General features: G+C 43.0%; 16 protein-coding genes. 8 read left to right on the forward strand and 8 right to left on the reverse strand.

All coding sequences use genetic code 11. The features are described 5' to 3' along the window. Nucleotide 1: 1 nt before the first annotated feature. The 6 genes from F0316_RS12840 to F0316_RS12865 all read right to left on the reverse strand — a co-directional run bounded on the left by F0316_RS12840 (nt 2) and on the right by F0316_RS12865 (nt 8,127). Nucleotides 2-1,180 (reverse strand): polysaccharide pyruvyl transferase family protein, encoded by a 1,179-nt coding sequence (locus tag F0316_RS12840; protein WP_095477729.1) that lies wholly within the window; start codon nt 1,178-1,180, stop codon nt 2-4. Then, nucleotides 1,177-2,352 (reverse strand): lipopolysaccharide biosynthesis protein, encoded by a 1,176-nt coding sequence (locus tag F0316_RS12845; RefSeq protein ID WP_095477727.1) that lies wholly within the window; start codon nt 2,350-2,352, stop codon nt 1,177-1,179. The genes F0316_RS12840 and F0316_RS12845 overlap by 4 nt, the downstream gene beginning before the upstream one ends. After that, nucleotides 2,345-3,469: a non-hydrolyzing UDP-N-acetylglucosamine 2-epimerase gene (gene wecB / locus F0316_RS12850; protein ID WP_095477725.1), complete on the reverse strand. Its 1,125-nt coding sequence runs from the start codon at nt 3,467-3,469 to the stop codon at nt 2,345-2,347. Before wecB ends, F0316_RS12845 begins: the two co-directional genes overlap by 8 nt. A 102-nt stretch (nt 3,470-3,571) precedes the next feature. Further along, a complete protein-coding gene (locus F0316_RS12855) occupies nt 3,572-5,731 on the reverse strand; it encodes a polysaccharide biosynthesis tyrosine autokinase (RefSeq protein ID WP_095477723.1) in 2,160 nt (719 codons plus the stop codon). A 109-nt stretch (nt 5,732-5,840) separates the two neighbouring features. Then, a complete protein-coding gene (locus F0316_RS12860) occupies nt 5,841-6,281 on the reverse strand; it encodes an arsenate reductase/protein-tyrosine-phosphatase family protein (protein ID WP_000482885.1) in 441 nt (146 codons plus the stop codon). Nucleotides 6,282-6,969: 688 nt separating this feature from the next. Next, on the reverse strand, nt 6,970-8,127 hold the full coding sequence (locus F0316_RS12865; protein WP_000039413.1) for a polysaccharide export protein: 1,158 nt from the start codon (nt 8,125-8,127) through the stop codon (nt 6,970-6,972). A 444-nt stretch (nt 8,128-8,571) separates the two neighbouring features. Between F0316_RS12865 and F0316_RS12870 the strand changes: the two genes are divergently transcribed. The 5 genes from F0316_RS12870 (at nt 8,572) to F0316_RS12890 (ending at nt 13,647) form a co-directional block, all read left to right on the forward strand. Beyond that, nucleotides 8,572-8,847, forward strand: a complete 276-nt coding sequence (locus F0316_RS12870) for a hypothetical protein (protein ID WP_000750466.1) — start codon at nt 8,572-8,574, stop codon at nt 8,845-8,847. A 63-nt stretch (nt 8,848-8,910) separates the two neighbouring features. Continuing rightward, complete coding sequence (locus F0316_RS12875) at nt 8,911-9,600, forward strand: YjbF family lipoprotein (protein ID WP_001891755.1); 690 nt, start codon at nt 8,911-8,913, stop codon at nt 9,598-9,600. Continuing rightward, nucleotides 9,600-10,370, forward strand: coding sequence for a capsule biosynthesis GfcC family protein (locus tag F0316_RS12880; RefSeq protein WP_057569687.1), 771 nt, complete (start codon nt 9,600-9,602; stop codon nt 10,368-10,370). Before F0316_RS12875 ends, F0316_RS12880 begins: the two co-directional genes overlap by 1 nt. Next, the gene (locus tag F0316_RS12885) at nt 10,367-12,574 is read left to right on the forward strand and encodes a YjbH domain-containing protein (protein ID WP_095467727.1); all 2,208 of its coding nucleotides are present in this window, start codon (nt 10,367-10,369) and stop codon (nt 12,572-12,574) included. The genes F0316_RS12880 and F0316_RS12885 overlap by 4 nt, the downstream gene beginning before the upstream one ends. Before the next feature lie 296 nt (nt 12,575-12,870). Beyond that, nucleotides 12,871-13,647: a serine protease family protein gene (locus F0316_RS12890; protein ID WP_149560531.1), complete on the forward strand. Its 777-nt coding sequence runs from the start codon at nt 12,871-12,873 to the stop codon at nt 13,645-13,647. A gap of 49 nt (nt 13,648-13,696) precedes the next feature. Here F0316_RS12890 and F0316_RS12895 read toward each other — a convergent pair whose 3' ends face one another. Then, nucleotides 13,697-14,251 carry a sugar transferase gene (locus F0316_RS12895; RefSeq protein WP_000236730.1) on the reverse strand — a complete coding sequence of 185 codons (555 nt, stop codon included), beginning with the start codon at nt 14,249-14,251 and terminating at the stop codon, nt 13,697-13,699. A 7-nt stretch (nt 14,252-14,258) separates the two neighbouring features. Next, the gene (locus F0316_RS12900; protein WP_114710301.1) at nt 14,259-15,230 is read right to left on the reverse strand and encodes a UDP-glucose 4-epimerase family protein; all 972 of its coding nucleotides are present in this window, start codon (nt 15,228-15,230) and stop codon (nt 14,259-14,261) included. Nucleotides 15,231-15,382: 152 nt separating this feature from the next. On the opposite strand from F0316_RS12900, the gene F0316_RS12905 reads away from it, so the two are divergent. The 3 genes from F0316_RS12905 to F0316_RS12915 are packed head-to-tail and all read left to right on the forward strand — an operon-like array spanning nt 15,383 to nt 19,537. After that, entirely contained in the window at nt 15,383-17,257 is a 1,875-nt protein-coding gene (locus F0316_RS12905) for a polysaccharide biosynthesis protein (protein WP_114717776.1), read from the forward strand. Beyond that, nucleotides 17,257-18,006: a glycosyltransferase gene (locus F0316_RS12910; RefSeq protein ID WP_149560532.1), complete on the forward strand. Its 750-nt coding sequence runs from the start codon at nt 17,257-17,259 to the stop codon at nt 18,004-18,006. The genes F0316_RS12905 and F0316_RS12910 overlap by 1 nt, the downstream gene beginning before the upstream one ends. 22 nt (nt 18,007-18,028) lie before the next feature. Next, on the forward strand, nt 18,029-19,537 hold the full coding sequence (locus tag F0316_RS12915; protein WP_001893203.1) for a hypothetical protein: 1,509 nt from the start codon (nt 18,029-18,031) through the stop codon (nt 19,535-19,537). Nucleotides 19,538-19,622: the final 85 nt, after the last annotated feature.

The following is a 19,622-nucleotide window of genomic DNA, read 5'->3' on the forward strand; positions in this document are numbered from 1 at the left end:
ATTATTTTGCCAGTAATAACTTTAGTTCTTCTACGTACTTTGCAGTGAGAAGATTCTTACGCTCTGAACACATAGCTATTTCTTGGCGTAGAGTGTCTCTATTAAAAAAGTGCTCAATATTTAATTGTACAGCATCTATCAGATCAATTTCTTTTGCTTCTAATACTTTGTTATAACCTAATGTGCTGTATAGCCCTTTAAACTTTCTGCTATAGGCATACGGCGTGACTGGTACACCACTGGAATATGCAGCAATAGTTGCGTGCATCCTTGCTCCAGTAAAATAATCCATAGAGCTAATATAATTTTTAGCAGTTATTGGATTAGTAAATCTAGGGGCTACTTTACAATCTGGAAATCTTTCTTTTAATTCAAGACAAGCTGAATAATCATCCTCCACTTGCTGAATTGGAGATGTAGCAATAACATGAGATATTAAGTGAACATCTACATTTTCAATTTCAAGAAAACTTTCTATAAGTTTATAAACATATTCTTTATAATTATGAGCTAGACCAAATTGGTTATTATTGGTATATCCACCATTCCATAGCAACCCCGATACGTTGATTCCAACTTTAATTGAACTCGTGTCACCTATTATATTATTTTTAAAAGGCATAGATAAGGCGACATCAGTTCCTAGATAACATGAAGCATATTTAATCCCTACATCTAGGCTTATAGAATCTCGAGCAAATACAACATCTGTCTTATTCAGAATAACACTAGCAACTTTTTCTGCAAATGATGATTTGAAAGGACCTATTGTCTGTGGAGATAAAATAGATTTCTTTGCAAAGATAGCATTAACGAACTTAGTAAAGACCTGTATTGTAAATCTTTTCTTTCCATATATATCAGAAAAACTGTCACCAGCACCAATATCCAGCACGACATCTAAGCTATTTATATACTTAATGTAATTAAATAGTAATACAGGATTAAGTATCAGCTTTTTGACGTTTATCACTTTATGGCTAAAACTTATTCCAATTTGAGATTCAACTAAAGATTTATTGTTTTCATCTGATATCTCCTCATCCCCTATTGTGATAAATTCTGCTGAAATACCAATTTCTTTACAAGCCTTGTTAACAAGGATCATGTTACTAATTGATAACGCCCCTACACCTAGATTTCCTGAAGAAACGTTATGCCACAAAAATCCAATTTTCATTTTCTTACCACCAAAATAGAATAAAATATAAATATCGTTAAATAGGCTATGCTCATCGATATTGGTATTACAAATATACTGTCTTGTATTCTATGCAATGCAAATAATGCTGTAAAAAATACAACAATTGATATAGTCTGAATCAATACTCTCGACTTTACTAGTCCTAGTGCAAATAGATATACACCTAAACTTGATGAAAGCCACTTTAGTATGACAGGGATCATTAAGTATAATAAAAGTGGAGAATATTCCTTATAAGATTCACCTAATAAAATTAAGATTATTTCATCACCTAAGAAAAATAAAAAAGAAGACAGTATCGAACCCATAAAAAAGAAAATTGAAACACCTAATAAAAGCCAACTGTGCTTCCTTTTCTGTGCATCTAACGCAATCTTGCTGAATAGCACATTTGTCAAAACTATAGACAAGCCACTTATTCCATTGCTAATTCTCGTATATGATGAGTATATACCAAATATATAATTTGAATATATCAGCCTAACTATCAGACCATCTAAGAATGACCATACATTGGTTAGTGTGAAATCTAAGAAATAATATATATGAGAAATTAAACCTTTTATTACTGCCATTTTATAACTGAGATCAACATGCAATGCTTCTTTTTTTATTAGGAATAATAAAACTATTACCCTTGCTAGAAACATCGCTAATGAAAGAAAGAAAATACTATCATCGAGATATAGAGCAGTTATTGAAAAAGCAAAAAACAACACATTATTAACAAATGCATACCAAGCTTCATCTTTAAATCTACCAGATGATCTAAGATTGATTAACATAAAATCATATGCACCATTAATCAAGAATGAGACACATAAAAATAACGCAGACAATGCCTGAACATATAAAGAATATGTAATTGAAATTAAAGTTGAGATCAAAAAAAACAGTAATTTTATCATCACCAATTCATTTATTACTTCACATTTTTCACTTATAGATAATGCTTTAAAGTAACGTTGATGTATGCCACTATCAGAGATCATAAAGATTATCGTACAAGCAAGTACATACGTACTAAATTGACCAAATTTCTCAGGCCCAAAAAATCTTGCGATTATTATATAAATGACTACATTTGATAATAACCTTAAAGAAAAACTTAATAATGACCATAATGTATTAGTGATAAAGTTATTCATTTATATATTCTAATATCTTACTTGACGCCAAGCCATCTCCATAAGGATTATGAGCAAAACTCATTGCCTGATAAGCACTATTGCTAGTTAGCAGAATATTTATATTTGAAATGATCTTTTCAATATCTGTACCTACTAGCTTTACTGTTCCAGCAGCAACTGCCTCTGGTCGCTCAGTCGTATCTCGCATCACCAAAACGGGTTTACCGAGAGATGGGGCTTCTTCTTGAATACCACCTGAATCGGTCAAAATAATATGTGAACGATCCATTAGATATATAAATGGTAGGTACTGTTGGGGTTCAATCAAGAAGATGTTATCAATGCCATTAAGGATACGGTTTACCGGCTCGCGTACATTCGGATTTAAGTGGACAGGATAAAGAATCTGCACATCTTGATGTTGTTTCGCAACTTCCGCTAACGCTTCGCAGATACGCTCAAAACCACCGCCAAAACTTTCACGGCGATGGCCCGTTACTAAAATCAATTTCTTACTTTCATCAAGATAAGGAAATTGAGCAGCCAACGTTGCCTTGAGATCAGCATTAGCATCAATTTTGGCTTTAACCATCAACAATGCATCAATAACTGTATTACCAGTCACATAGATATTTTCTGGTGGGTAATTTTCTTGTAGCAGATTCTGCTTTGAGGTTTCTGTTGGCGCAAAGTGGTAACGAGTGAGTGCGCCTGTCAATTTACGGTTTGCTTCTTCTGGCCAAGGTGAATAAATGTTACCCGTACGTAACCCCGCTTCCACATGTCCTACTGCAATTTGCTCATAGTACGCCGCTAAGCTGGCAGCAAATGTTGTGGCGGTATCACCATGTACTAATACCACATCAGGTTTAAATTCTTGTAATACAGGTTTCAGTTCTAGAAGAATTCTGGCGGTCACTTCATTGAGTGTTTGCCCTGCCTTCATAAGATTCAGATCGTAGTCAGGTTTGATGTCAAACAGCTCTAATACCTGATCCAGCATCTCACGATGCTGTGCTGTGACACATACTCTTGCTTCAAAACGCTCATCTTGAGCAAGAGCATGAACTAAAGGTGCCATTTTGATTGCTTCTGGACGTGTACCAAACACTGTCAGAATTTTCTTCTTTTCCATATTAACCAACACGTTTACTTTTTTTGGGGATAGAAAAGCAGCTTAGTGAAACAACAATAAGCTGCTGATTTTTTTATTAGATTATTAGGGGATATAGAGCTTTTATTTATCGCTATAGGAATAGTTGTAATACCCATAGCCATAGGTACTTGATGCTTTCTTCTCAACGGCGTTAAAAATCACGCCTTTCACTTCAATACCAGATTGCTCAAAACGGTGGCGGGCCACATCAATCTCTTTTGCGGTATTTTGGCCAAAACGCGCCACCATTAAGGTGGTACCGGCGTGGGCACCAACAATACTTGGGTCGGTCACGGCCAATACAGGCGGGGTATCCACAATCACCAAGTCATAATGCTCAGAGGCCCATTGCAGTAGCTCTTCCATGCGCTTATGCATCAGCAGTTCTGAAGGGTTGGGCGGCACTTGGCCACGGGTGATAATCGCTAGGTTTTCCACTGGGCTGGTTTTAATGCAGCTTTCTAGGGCTAACTTGCCGGCAAGGTAATCAGAAAGACCATTTTCCCACTGCAAACCAAACGGCTTTTGTAGGTAGCCTTTTCGCATATCGGCATCAATCAATAGGACTTTTTGACCAGTTTTCGCGGCGACCGCAGCAAAGTTGGTCGAAACGAACGATTTACCAATACCCGGCGCTGGGCCAGAAATCATCAGGATATTGTTTTTCGCTTCCATCATCGCAAAGTGCAAACTGGTGCGAAGGCCACGCAGCGCTTCAATCGAGAGATCGGCCGGGTTGTATTCGGCCAATAGTGTGATCTCATCCTTTTTCCGGCGCTTCATCAGCTTGTCAAAACCTTGCTGCATTTCTGATTTCGGGACACTGGCATACACCGAAAGCCCTAATGCTTCAATATCATCTGGGTTTTCAACGCCGCGATGCAGCGCCGCTTTCACCAATACAAAACCGACACTCGCCATCGCGCCTAATAAGGTCGCTAATACAGCGATCAGCGGTTTTTTCGGTTTGACCGGTTGGGCATAGGCTTGTGCGTTATCCAAAATACGCACATTACCAACCGTGCCCGCTTTAATGACATTCAGCTCTTGTACTTTGTTGAGTAGCTGAACGTAAATTTGTTGGTTGACTTCCACATCACGCGTCATGCGTAGGATTTCGCGCTGGGTTTTCGGCAGCTTTTGTACTTGCTGGTTAATACGCTCACGCTCTTTGAGCAGCACTTGGCGCTTATCCAGCAGCGATTTGTAAGCTGGGTGATCTGTAGTAAAGCGTTGGCTGATTTCGCTCTCTTTAAAGGTCAACTCATTAAGTTGAGCTTCTAGCTTAACCATCACATCCAGCGTGGCTTTCGCTTCTAGGCTTAGATCAATCGATTCGTTGTCTTGACGGTAGCGGTTCAGTACATCTTCCGAACTATCCAAATCGGTTTTGATATCCGGTAGGTGGCTTTGTAAAAAGCTCAGGCTTTTTTCAGCTTCGGCCGAGTTACGTTTTACGTTTTGCAAAAAGTAGTTTTGGCTGATGTTATCCAGCAGCGTGCGGATTTGTGCTGGGTTTTCACCGGTCACTGACAGCTCGACAATGCCGGTCTGTTTGCCTTTTTCAGTAATCGAGAGGTTTTGCTTGAGCTCGTTAATCGCATCCAGCTCATTAATTTTGGCGATGTTGAACGCAAAACCGCTTTCCGCTTCCATCCCCGTCACAAACAAACGGTAGTCATCTTGCTCTGCCAGCTCACCCGCTACGCCTTGCAAAATTACTTTGCCATCACCACGCACCAGCTGGTAAGTGCCTTGCTCGGCATCTTGCACCACGATTTGGTGCTCTAAGGTAGTCGCAAAATCCGGCAGTTCAAAACGGCTGACTTGCAGTTGATTCACTCGGCCGCTTAAACGGGCTATTCCTTTACCGATGACGGGGAAATAATCCGGCGTGACAAGGGTGGTGAGGTTAAATTTTTCAACGGTGTCGCCCAAAATCATCCGCGATTTGATGATTTCAATTTCCGTGGTCGCGGTGGAGTCCGAACTGAACAGTTCGCCCATATCTCCGCCCACCAGCGATGAGATGCCGCCGCCTTTTTTGGCTTCGATCTGGATTAAGGCATCCGCCTTGTAAATGGGAGTGGAAAGAATGGCAAACGCGACCCCAAAAACGGCAAAAACCATTGTGGTAACGAGGATGATCCATTTTCCGTCAAGCAGTAAGCCAAAAAGTTTGCCCAGATCGATTTCGTCAGAGGCGGAGTCGATGGTGCGCTTTGATGTTTGTGCTGTCATAGTTTTTGCTGTTTTTAGGGAGTTTCTGTTTAGGGTTGTCTGTTTTCGGGTCAAAACGCCGCTACACCCAACAAAGGGTGTAAATGAGCAGGTTAAGTATCCCGTTCGGTTAGAGTTTTTTTACCCAAGCCGCGGCCGCTTGTTCGATCAGCGCGTAGGCGTGATCAAACGCTTCTTTACTTTGGCGGTACGGATCGGGAATGTCGCGTTGACCAATCCATTGTCCGAAAAGCATGGTTTTACCACGCGCTTCGGGCGCGATGTCACTCAGGGCGTTAATGTGCCCTTTTTCCATCACGAGGATGAGATCAAATTGACTGCAAAGCTGTGGGGTAAGCTGTTGTGATTGATGGCCATCCAGCGAGACACCGTGTTCTTGTGCGACTTGGATTGCCATATCATCAGCCGATTTGCCGACAAGTCGGCTTTTTTCAGAGGCGAGACCAGCAGAAGCGATATTTTTATGAGGCAGTTGTTGTTTTAGTAATCGTTCACCAATCGGTGAACGGCAGATATTGCCAACGCAGACGACTAATATGTTGTTGAACATGGTGTTTCTTGGGTTTTGTGAACAATTTGGGCTGTTGAGTTTAATTGTGTTTGTTATTTTCTCAACCGCCACACCGCGATTTTTTGATACCTGTGCATGCTTTCCCTCTGCGGGGAGCTTTTGCACCTCCCCCTTCTAGGGGGAGGCCGGGAGGGGGTATTGTTTCCAGTTTCACTCAACCTTTATCACCAAGGCATTGGTGCTGGTGAACTACCCCACCCTAACCCTCCCCTAAAAGGGGAGGGAATTTAAATCCACACCCTTCTATTGCAGAGGGAATTTAAGCTCCCCAAAGGAGAGTGTTTTGCTCCTCCCCCTTCTAGGGGGAGGCTGGGAGGGGGTATTGTTTCCAGCTTCACCCAACCTTTATCACAAAGGTATTGGTGCTGGTGAACTACCCCACCCTAACCCTCCCCTAAAAGGGGAGGGAATTTAAATCAACCCCTTTCTATTGCAGAGGGAATTTAAGCTCCCCAAAGGAGAGTGTTTTGCTCGTCCCCCTTCTAGGGGGAGGCCGGGAGGGGGTATTGTTTCCAGCTTCACTCAACCGTTATCACAAAGGCATTGGTGCTGGTGAACTACCCCACCCTAACCCTCCCCTAAAAGGGGAGGGAATTTAAATCCACACCCTTCTATTGCAGAGGGGAATTTCAGTTACCTTTCGAAAGAAATTACCGACCGAAAGAAATTAAGGCCAGTTTTTAACGCGTAGCGCACCTTCGGTGATTTCATTGAAGCCACTGATGGTTGGGATTAGCTGACGCACCAAGCGGTTCCAACGTGAAATTGGCGCAGCGGTCACGTACACCACATCATAAGGACGCAGTTCAAACTCGGTGCCCATTACTAGCGCAGTCGCATCTTGAATGTTGAGTTGGTAAATGCTGGCGATTGGCTCGTCTTGCCCCATCGCGATACCGTTTTGATTGCTGCGCTCTTGGTTACTACGGATAACAAAAATACCCGTAGCATCGGCTTCCGCTTCGTTGATGCCGCCGACTGTGCTTAAGGCTTCGGTTAAGCTCATGCCAGTGCGGTCAATCTTGAGCATTTGTGGCTGTTTCACTTCTCCCATCACAAACACTTTTTGCGCATCGTTACGTGGAATATGCACGATATCGCCATCACGCAGTAAACGGTTTTGGGTTAAGTCACCCTTTTGAATCAATGCGTACAGTGAAATTTGCTCTTCCACGCCGTTACGAGTCAAGGTGACGTTACGCCAGTCAGCATCTTTCGTAATGCCACCAGCACGGTTAACGGCATCGAGTAAAGTCAGCGGAATGTTGGAAATCGGCTGCTGGCCTGGGCTTGTCACTTCACCTGTGATGTAGGATTTTTGTGAGCGGAAAGCCGCCACGTTGACATCCACTTGCGGCGCTTCAATAAATTTGGCGAGTTTTTCAGCCAGCATGGTGCGCACTTCAGTCACGGTTTTCCCCGCCACACTGACTTGGCCAATGTAGGGATAGAAGATGGTGCCATCAGCGTGTACCCAGTTACCGGCTTCAGCAGAACTGCGGTATGAACCGGCAGGAATGGTCAGCTCCGGGTGATCCCAAATCGTGACGTTCAGTACATCACCCGCACCAATACGGTATTCGTAGTGGGCAATATCTTGCTCTAAAGTGAGGTTAGGTTGAGTCACCACAGCTTGTTGTTGGTATTTAAGCTCTTTGATCAGCGTCGGTGTGACCGGATAAACGTTAACTAACGCCGAGAGCGACTCTTGCTCTTCCGCTTCCCAAGCGACATTTTTATCGCCCGTAGGAAGATGAGCGCCGGGAATGCTACAACCGGTTAGCCCAGCAGAGAGAGTGAGTAAAAGTAGGGACTTCTTTGACACGCGAACAACCTTGCGATTCCGATTTTAATAACTTGAAGCTGTTTGCAGCTTTTTCCTATGCTACCGCCCTGAGGTGTCGTTCCTCCCAACGCGGCTATTCCTTATTTTTATGAGTCAGGCCTATTTATTGCGAGCAATTTCACAAAAAGCCTCAATTAATGATTAAAACATCAGCAAAATATAATTTTTCGAACGAGTCGAAATGTCATCTTAATGACCTAATTTGACGCGGAATCATACAGAGGTTGTCTAGGATTGTGAAGCTTATATTTTGTCAATTTACTAGTTCATTTCTACTCGCAAATTACATCGTTATTATTAATATCTTTCTCTGTAGACTCCTTTATTTTGTTTACATTAAAAGCAATTCTGTTTATCTTTTGCGTCGTCCGCGATTAACGCGGATATACATCGATGTAATTAATATCTTTCATGGAGAAGACTATGAAAAAAACAGCACTTGTGTTGTTGGGGATGTTTGCATTTAGTGGTGTAGCAGTAGCAGCAACAGAAGAAGCGACAGCGACAACTTCTAGCACTTCTACGACTACCACTGCAGCAACTACCTCTGCAGCAGGCGGTGGTGCTGCTGGTGCAGCGGCAGTTGGTACAGTAACAGCAACCGCAGTGGGTATCACTGCTGCAGCTGTTGCAGTCGCAGCAGTAGCATCAAGCAACTCAGGTACAGGCACTACGACCACTGTTACAGCGGCGCAGTAATCTGACCTTTAAAACAACCGCATATTGCGGTTGTTTTCTTATAAACTTTTAGACCAACCTCTCATGCGCAAAATATATTATTTATTTCTTTGTCAGTTATTTCTTCTTTCCGGATGTGCAAAGAATGCGCAGCATTTATCTGACTCTTTGCAACTCGCCATTTTCGGACCAGAACAATCGGTTATTTCTGCAGAAAAAGTCGCCAGTATTCCTTACGCAAGTATCTATATTCAGCAAAATGATAATCCGCTGGCTTTAATGGTTTTGGCTTGGGCTGAACCGGCGAAAAATAATACACATACCGCGTTGAAATGGATCTCGGCCGGGCAGGAAATGGTTGTGACCGAAGGGGGACGAATTACCAAAACCCTTAATTTGGGTGGCGGAAATTTAGTCAATATTGAATCTCACTCTGTCGATCCTTTGCTATTAGGGCTACATAACGCGAGTACGCCGCGCTATTGGGAGTTCTATTTGAGCTGGCAACCCGGCTATCACTTTCACTATTTGGCGCAATCTCGTTTTGTGAGTGAAGGCGAGCAAATCAAGCAGTTGCCCAATGGCGAATCTCGCTCTCTGCTGCTGTTCAATGAACAAATTACGATTGCAGCGCTGGATCAGCAGTATCACAACTATTACTGGATCGACCCGACTTCAGGGGCGGTCGTCGCGACCGAGCAACAATTGGCTCCGGGCTTGAACCGTTATGCCCTCGCGGTGGGTAAATCTTATTTGAATCAAGGAGGCATCTAATGCTGAAACGTTGGGTAACCTTGATTACGTTGGTCGGCGGGCTCAGTGCTCACTCACTGTTTGCCGCACCTTTGGCGACTACGTTAGAAACGCGCTTTGCTGGCAACGCTACTCAGTTGCGCTTTGAGGAGCCGATTCGCCTTGATCAAGCGGTCATGCAAACGCTAGAACATTATCAACTCAGTACATTAGATGTGGAGTGGTCAAGCGCAGGGCTGTTCGATTTAAGTCATCCGTTCTCGTTTAAGCAGCATGTGCTGTTGGTGTTGGCGCATCAGCAATCTGCCGCACCCATGGCGCAAAAAGCCTTATGGGAAACGCTGCGCGATCAATTACGCCTTTCTGCGTTTGCAAAGCGTATTTTTACCCCAATCGATCCTGATTGGACACGGCTTGCCGCGCAAGATAACCCACGCCTAAACGGCCAATGGTTATTAACGCTCAATCCGAGAGTGGCGGAAGTTTCCGTTTACGGGGCGGTGAAAAAGCCCGGAGATGTCACGTGGCGAGGTCGTCAATCGGCTAAGGATTATGCGCAAGCCGCCGGTTTAGTCGATGAGCAGATCAGTGAAATTGTGGTGATTCAACCCGATGGCGTGGTGCAAAAACATTCGGTGGCATATTGGAATATGACCTTTGCTGAGGTTGCTCCCGGGGCCATTGTGTACGTGCCCATGCCGCTGCACGACTCTTCTTTTTATCCTGATACTCCAAGCACTGACGCTAATCAGTTAGTGATCGAACTGCTGAGAAATAGATTACCGCTATGAAAACTGGCCGCTGTCCTCAACTTAATACTTCTCTCTCACTGCTTGCCGTTGTGGTCAGCAGTGCGTTGTTGGTGCCAAGGTATGCCAACGCCGATGAATTCAGCTATCCGCAGCTGCGCCATTCGCAAACGGATTTTGGCGGCGCGGGGCTGATTCAAATGCCGAGTGCGCGCATGATGCCCGAAGGCGAACTGAGCCTCGCGGTGACCAACAATGATGATTACATTCACTATGCGGTTTCGCTGCAACTGTTCCCGTGGCTAGAAACGACGGTACGTTACACCCAAGTGCATGAGCTGCTGTACAGTGGCGATTCAGGGTTTAGCGGTGACACTAAGTACACGGATAAATCGATTGATGCCAAATTGCGCCTATGGGAAGAGAGCTACTGGCTACCTGAGATTTCGCTGGGTCTACGCGATGTCGGCGGTACTGGCCTGTTTGATGGCGAGTACTTGGTGGCGAGCAAGAATTTTGGCTCGCTCGATTTTACTTTGGGTGTTGGCTGGGGTTATTTAGGTAATCGCGCCAATCTCACTGGCGATAAATCCAAGACTCCCGACTGTGGGCGTGATGGTAGCTACGGCGGCAAAGGCGGGATGTTTGATCTCGGCCGAATGTTTACGGGATGTACTGCGCTGTTTGGTGGCGTGGAATATCAAACGCCTTTTGAACCGCTACGCCTAAAGGTGGAATACGATGGCAATGACTACCGCAGTGATTTTCCGGTCACTCGCGGCAAGCAGTCGATGCCCGTCGATACACCTTGGAACTTTGGGGTGGTTTACGCGCTCACTGACTGGGCAGATTTGCGCCTGAGTTATGAACGCGGCAATACGTTTACTGCGGGGGTGACTTTCGGTACTAACGTCGCCGCTCTCACCCCCACATGGGTCGATTCTCCCGCGCCGGCTTACCAGCCTACACCAAGCAAAACCGAACTCACGGATGAAGAATGGCAACGCTTAAGCCAAGATTTGGCGACGGTGGCTGGCTATCAATCGGTGGAAGTGTATCAAGCGGCAGATAGCGTGACGGTGAAAGGGGCACAGGTGAAATACCGTGACCGCCAAGAGGCAGAGCAAAGAGCCGCCACTTTGATTGCCAATACGGGGATTGATGCCAGAACTTATCGCATTATTGAAACGGGTGAAGATCAGCCATTAACCGAGACTCGCTTAAACAGTGCCGCCTTCAAGCGCATTGCCGATCGCGATTATCCGGATGCCAAATTGGATGATGCCAAACAAACCGGTAACCCGGCCCCGATTTCGGGTGACCTAAAAGCCGCACAAATCGAGCGTTGGAGTTTTGGTTTTTCTCCTGTGTTACAGCAGTCGTTCGGTGGTTCAGAAGATTTCTACCTCTACGCGATTGGGGTCAATGCAAATGCCCGTTATAAAGCCGGCGATCACTGGCTATTTTCAGGCACGCTTTATGGCAACCTGACCGATAACTACGACAAGTACAAATACACGGTGCCGCCCGATGGTACGGATTTGAAACGTGTGCGCACGTTGTCTCGCCAATACTATGAAGAAGTGGTACGGGTGGATAATTTGCAGCTGACTTACTTTGACCAATGGAACCAATTCTATGGTCAGGCGTATGCCGGCTATCTGGAAACCATGTTTGCTGGTGTAGGTAGCGAGATTTTGTATCGTCCACTTGGTAAGAATTGGGCGATCGGAGTGGATGGTAACTATGTTAAGCAGCGCGATCCTAGCTCGACTTTTGGTCTGTATGAGCAAGAGCGTCAGTACGATCCACAAACTGGTCGCTATTATCGAGTACAAACGGGCACGGTGACTGGACATGCGACCCTCTATTGGCAGCCGCAATTTTGGTCATTGCTGGATAACACCTTGCTTAAACTGAGTGCGGGACGGTATTTGACAGAGGATATCGGCTTTACGATCGATTTCTCTAAGCAGTTCGCCAGCGGTGTCGTAGCCGGAGCCTTTGCGACTAAGACGGATCTCTCCGCTGAAGAGTTTGGTGAAGGGAGTTTCTCCAAAGGTTTCTATATTTCGATTCCATTGGATTTGATGACTATTCGCCCAAGTACCGAGCGCGTGAACATTTCTTGGCTGCCACTGCAACGCGATGGCGGACAGATGTTAGGACGTCAACATACTCTGTTTGATATGACCGATGCTCGCGCACCTTGGTTTACCCGCCCTATTCAGCCAATTGCCGAGTAAGCCTAAACCCTGATGTTTTAAGCCCTGCTTTCATGCAGGGCTTTTTATTACCTTAAAACTAAGATTTTTTTTGCGACAAAAACCGTCATTTTTATGACATGTAACTAATAATTTTATCTTTATTTCATAGGGTTGCATCCTGACCATTTAATGACTCATAAATCACTAAATGAATGGCAAAATGAGATGAATAGCAAATTTTGCAGAGGCAACTACACTCATAAGGAGCAGTAAAAATCGATCTTGAATGCGCATCTTGATCTCACTATCACAATGAGAATTTTCAGGAGGGCTCTATGCACCTTCTCAGTTTTGATGCGTTTTCATCGAAAACTTTTTTTCGTTTGTTTGTTGCCCCTGTGGCTATCGCACTGACTCTCACCGGTTGTGCTCACAGCAATGGTCAGTTGCACAAAGTGGCAAATGACAATGCTCCAGCAATCGACTTTGAGATGACGGGCATCCCTCTGATCTATTTCGGCTATGGCTCAAGCGTACCGATCACCGAGAATTTAAGCCTCACTGCGGCTCATGTCGCCAAATTGAATTATGATCGCGTGATCGCCTATCACCCCACCTGTGATATTGCCTTGGTGGAATCCGATAACCGCGGACAGAACTTTCCTAAAATGGGGCTGGTTTATCAAGATCAGCCAGTCACAACTTACGGCGTGAGTGCCAGTGGTGATGTAATCTCTGGCTATGGCCACTATCGAATGGATTTAAACTTTGTGAATTATCGCTACTTTAAAGAGTGCCCAGCGAGCATTATGGACGCGCCCATTCAGGCCGGCATGAGCGGTGGCGGTACCTTTAACAGCCGCGGTGATTTGGTGGGCATTATTGCCGCCATGGCCGACACCAAAAATACCCGTTTATTGAATGGCGAAGCCCTACCCTATGAACGCCTAAGTCTATTTGTTTCGATTAACTATGTCCGCGGCTGGTTAGATAACGCCGTCAATCAATATTACGGCGGGCAAAACCAAAGGTTGGTATGGCGGTTAGAGGGAGGGGATGACACGGAGCAACTCGCAAAAACCACTCCATCGCCTCTTTCTTTTCAAGAATAATCCGAACCGCATCTGGATATCCAAGCCGTCCAACTGGACGGCTTGATTGTTATGGCTTAACGCGATCACCCGCTCCCTTGCCTAAAACGGTCTGAATGATATACGTAAAGTAGTTTTTTAAATTCAGCGTTTGAATCATCTGTTGATCAAGCTCTGCAAGCTTTACTGGTGTCGACATATCCACTTCGTTTACTTGAGCCAGTCCCGTAATGCCAGGGAGAACGGTAAACACTCCACGGGATTCTCGTTCAGCAATCAGATCTTGTTGATTAAACAAGCAAGGTCGAGGCCCAACTAAACTCATTTCACCCTTCAGCACATTGATTAATTGTGGAAGCTCATCAAGCTTGGTCTTGCGCAGAAACTGACCGAGCCTAGTGACAGAAGAAGCACCAACCAAATGGGTTGCCACCGACGCCGTATTCTTTGGCATGGTTCGAAATTTAATGAGGGTAAATGGACGCTGATTCTTACCGACTCGCTGTTGGCAGAAAATAGGGGAGCCAGTATCAAAGTAGCCCAAAATGCACACAATCAGTAACACAGGCCAGAGTAACAACAGCCCAACTAGAGCAAAAATAAAATCAAGAAATCGAATAACCATGTTTTTATCACTTAGATGATTGAGATAAGTAGAAATTTACCGTGCGCGCTATGCCCTGTTCGAAACTCACAGGTGGCGACCAGTGTAGTGTTTTTTGGGTATGAGCGATATCCAGTTGTAAGTTACCGCATAAGCGCTGCCCCAGCTCTGGCTTACCCAATAGCCTCAGTAACCACTGCAGTCCGGTTTGTGGAATGGGTAATAATCGGGGGCGAATCTGCATTGCTTGAGCGATAGTTCTAAGAAGCGTGGTCAAAGAAACGTCGTGGTTATCTGAAACTAAAAAAATCTCCCCTGCAGCTTTGGGGTGCTGGCAACAAACTAAGATTAGATCGACTAAATTGTCTAAATACACCAGACTACGCAGATTCCCCACCGCACCAAGAGGTAAGGGAATCTGCTTTTTGACCCAATTCATCATAGAAAGGAAGTTAGCCTTAACCCCTTCGCCATACACTAACGGGGGACGAATGATCACAACTTCAAGTCCAGTTTCTGCTGCGAGCTCTAATAACTGTTGTTCCGCCTCATATTTACTTAAGCCGTAAGGGTCAGAGGGAATATGTTGATCATCATGCTGAAAAGCAGACCCAGCTTTGGTTTGCTCACCGTTGACTTTAATTGAGCTTAAAAAGATAAATCTTTTGACTCCAGCAGATACTGCTTGCTTCGCCAAATTCAGAGTGCCTTGTGTATTCACATCACGATACGCTTTAAGGGCATCCGCTTCTGTTTCTTGCATTTGGTGAACTCTAGCGGCGCAATGAACTACACAATCGACACCGACTAAAGCTCTCTGCCAATCTGTATTTGGTGTGATATCAAGCAATACCTGCTCAAATGAATAGGGTTGTTGGCTGCGCGATTGAGCAACCAGTGCATACCCTTTATTTTGCGCTTGGGTGAGTACTCGCAAACCGACAAAGCCAGATGCTCCAGTCACAAGTATTTTTAATGGTGTTTGATTATCTGGTTCCATCTTGCCCTATCTTTTTACAAAACTATGTCAACGATCAGCATCATGAGTCTGGCAAACGCTACTCAAGCAAACTACAATTCGGGCGATACTAATATAACGCATAACAATATCAACCCGTTGGGTTGGCTAATTATAAGGCGAGCTGCTAAGCAATGTTTACCCCTATTCAACTGCTCTTAAGCGCACAGCGTCATCATAAGCGTATGATAACGTTGCTATATGATGTATTTGCGCTGATATTTTCCCTTTATGCAGCCATCGCGCTACGCTTAGATACTTTAGCATTCACGTTTAACTTCCCAGAGTTTCTGAGCATGATGACAACAGTGGGTGTCACTCTTTACTGCTTTGTCCGACTCGGTATGTATCGCGCAGTGCTACGTTATATGATGCTGCCTGCGATCGGCTATATCTTTTTATCTGTCATCATTTCTGCGGTGACGCTAGCACTGAGCGGCTTTTTCTTTCAAGCCTTTATTCCCCGCAGCGTCCCCTTTATTTATGCCGGCCTAGCAACGCTGACTTTAGGTGGACCTAGAATTTTTATTCGCACCATCTATTACCATTATTACAAGCGTCAGAAACCAAATGTTTTTATCTATGGTGCAGGTTCAACAGGGCGAGATCTGGCCTATGCTCTCATTCAAGGTGATGAGTACCACCCGGTAATCTTCTTAGATGATGATCCAGCCAAAGCGGGACAAATTATTTTTGGGGTGCGTGTACATCACAGCAGCGAATTTGAATCACTCAGAAATCTTTACGAACCTGTAAAGCTGCTGATCGCCATAAATAATATCGGTAAAAATACACGTATAAAATTGCTTGAACGCCTCTCTCATTGGCCTATTGAGATTCAATCTGTTCCCTCAGTGGAAGATATTGCTGCGGGACGCGCAAAATCTACTGATGTACAAGACCTCGATGTCGCAGATTTGCTTGGCCGCGCACCGGTTGAACCCGACTTAGCGCTGTTACAAAAAAACATTACTGAAAAATCCGTCATGGTCACTGGAGCGGGAGGTTCGATTGGCTCAGAGTTATGCAGACAAATCTTGGCTCAAAAACCTAAAACCTTAGTGTTATTTGAACTCAATGAATATAACTTGTATGCCATCGATCAGGAATTACAAGCGATCAAACAGAACTTAAAACTCAACACGAAAATTGTTGCGGCACTTGGCTCAGTACAACGAGAAAATCGCGTCAAAAAACTCATGCAAGCTCATCAAGTTGAAACGGTTTACCATGCTGCAGCCTATAAACACGTTCCCCTCGTTGAAGATAATGTTATCGAAGGCATTCGCAACAATGTCTTTGGAACATTAGCCTGTGCTAATGCAGCCATAGAAGCTGGCGTAAAAAACTTTACTCTGATTTCAACGGATAAAGCCGTGCGGCCAACGAATATCATGGGAGCAAGCAAACGGATGGCAGAGCTGGTACTACAAGCCCTAGCCGATAAAAACAGTGCAACCATTTTTACCATGGTACGTTTCGGGAATGTCTTAGGCTCTTCAGGATCGGTCGTTCCTCTATTCAAAAAACAGATCCGCGAAGGTGGACCAGTAACGGTAACTCACCCTGATATCATCCGATATTTCATGCTGATTCCAGAAGCCGCTCAGCTTGTCATTCAAGCTGGGGCGATGAGTCATAATGGACAAGTCTTTGTCCTCGATATGGGGGAGCCAGTAAAAATCGTCGATCTCGCCAAACGTATGATTCATCTTATGGGAATGAAAGAATTCTGCGATGGAAGAAGTGATGAAGGCGATATCGAGATCAAGTTTACTGGCTTGCGCCCAGGAGAAAAGCTCTATGAAGAGCTACTTATCGGAGAGAATGTGGAAGGTACTAGCCATCAAAAGATCATGACGGCATGTGAAGAAAAACTGAGTTGGGATGCAATGGAAGACCTACTCACGGAACTTGATGTATGCTGTCATAATTTTGATGTGGAATGTATTAAGCGTCTTTTACTTGATGCACCTACGGGTTATAAACCAAATGAGTTTTACTGTTAATGAAACTTTTTATTTCTGTTGTTAACCACAACCATGATCAGATGATCATAAATAATCCAACACTTCAGCAATTGGCAACAAAGCACCATGTAATTTTAAAGTCTAACACTCTAGCCTCACCAGAACTCACGGCATATTGTATTCAAAATCGCATTTCCTTATTACAGGGTACATCATTTAAGGGATTCGGTGCTAATAACAATGAAGTTTATCACTATGCAAAAAATAAACTCGAGATGCATGAAAATGACTTCTTCTTAGTTTTGAATCCAGATGTCGAAATTACACTAGAAAGTATTGACCGACTACTTATTGAAGCTGCGTCATTATCTACAGACATTGCTGCAATAAACCTTTATAGAGATAAACACTTTACTGTCTATGATAATTCGATTCGTCATTATCCAAAGCTGCTTGCCCCAATTAAATCTCTTTTAGGTATTAAGCGAAACGACATATACGATAAAAGTGTGATTGATAAACCAATCAGAATTGAATGGGCGGCAGGTTCATTCCTTCTATTTAAAGCTGCTTGCTATCATGCCTTAAATGGCTTTGATGAACGTTACTTCATGTACTTTGAAGATGTGGATATATGTAGAAGAGCAAACGAACTTGGGTTAAGCATCATTTATTTCCCTCAAATAAAAGCTAAACACCTAGCTGCATATGATAATAGAAATTTCTTTTCAAAGAACTTTAGATGGTACTTAACTAGTTCTCTAAAATATCTTTTTTCTATTAAATAAATAACTTACCAAGGATTACATTTTGAAGCAACTAAAAAATAATAGATGGATTTTTATTTATAGCTCTTTAGCTTTAGTTTCACTCTATATTAGATACAAATATTCTTTTACTTCTGTAGGTGTATGGAACCAAGAATCTACATATCATGTATTATTAACTATAAAGTCATTAATAGGAAATGAATTTAGCTTTCATCATTTATTACCGACGGTAACGCTACCAGGACAAGACAATTACTCAATTTCTTGGGGAGCAACAATGCCGACAGAAAATGGCGCTCAAATTTATACCAGCTTTGGTTCTTTAGGTTTTATTATTGCAGCAATTCCCTACTATATTTTTTCCATAAGCCCAACTTTAACAAGTCTCTATTACTACAATTTCCTTCTATTATTTTTCTCTGGATATTTGTTCCTAATTACAATAAGGAATATGTACGACGATATAGGACAAAAAAGCTTAGATAAAGAACTAGTTACTTTTTCAGTAACATTACTTCTTATGTTTAACTCAGAATCATTGTTATCCCATGGGATAAATTTTTGGGTGCATAGCATTTTCCAACTCGTATTATCAGCAGGAATTTATAGCTTTTACAATTACGTCAATCATAATAAAAATTTTATTCTACTATTATTTATTTGTTATGTTGGCCCGCAAATAGAATGGACAGGATACATTTTTAATATTGGTGTTTTTGTTTTTCTCTTAATCTTTAAGAAAAACGACTATAGGAAATTGCTTTATATAGCGATAACGACATTTGCAGCAGGTACAACGCAAGTTATTCATTTTTCATCAGTACTAGGCTTAAATGAATATATGCAAAATTTGTTCTATCGATTTACATCAAGAAATATAACCAAAAGTAGCTTTTTGGATCTTTATAATGGTTATAAGGATAGCTACGGTTATTTTCTCTTAACAACACTATTTATAGGGACAATAGTATTAAGCAAGAAAAAAACACCTTCAGCTATACTTGCAACAGTTGGTATCTGTATATTTGTAAATCTAGAGAACATTATCATGTTGCAACATGCTGTTCAATTTTCATTTGATAGATTAAAGTTATCTTACTTCTTATCTATGCTCATCCTTTTGACTTTTATAAACGGTAGCCGTATAGTTAAGCATGTGTTTACACTGCTGGTACTCATCTCCGCAGTTTATTCTATATCAACTTTCATAAGTAATATTTCTCAATACAACTACTGGAAAGAAATAAACAAACAAAATTCAGAACTAGCACAAGAGTCTTACAGTAAATTAAATGACAAATGTAAAATAATAGCTTCCAGTGTGGGCGTAAGAGGCTATGCAAATATATTGTTTAATCAATCTATTTATGAGTACATTCCAAAACAATCTTTAGAAGAATTAAAAAACATCTCCAAAGTAAAATGTGGTGACATAGCTGTGGTTTATCTAGAAGGGTGCGGGGGTGATTTCCCAATATATAATAAGATGACTTTCATTTCCGAGGAAAGAACAGATTCAACATATACTGCCATTAACTTCTGCAATTAATTCTTTGGGGTATTAATATAAACATTTAAATACATTCTCTGGAAACTGAAATAACTAAGAAGTATTTAATTACAACTAACAATGT

Origin of the sequence: Vibrio cholerae (assembly GCF_008369605.1) — a bacterium.
GTDB lineage: Bacteria > Pseudomonadota > Gammaproteobacteria > Enterobacterales > Vibrionaceae > Vibrio > Vibrio cholerae.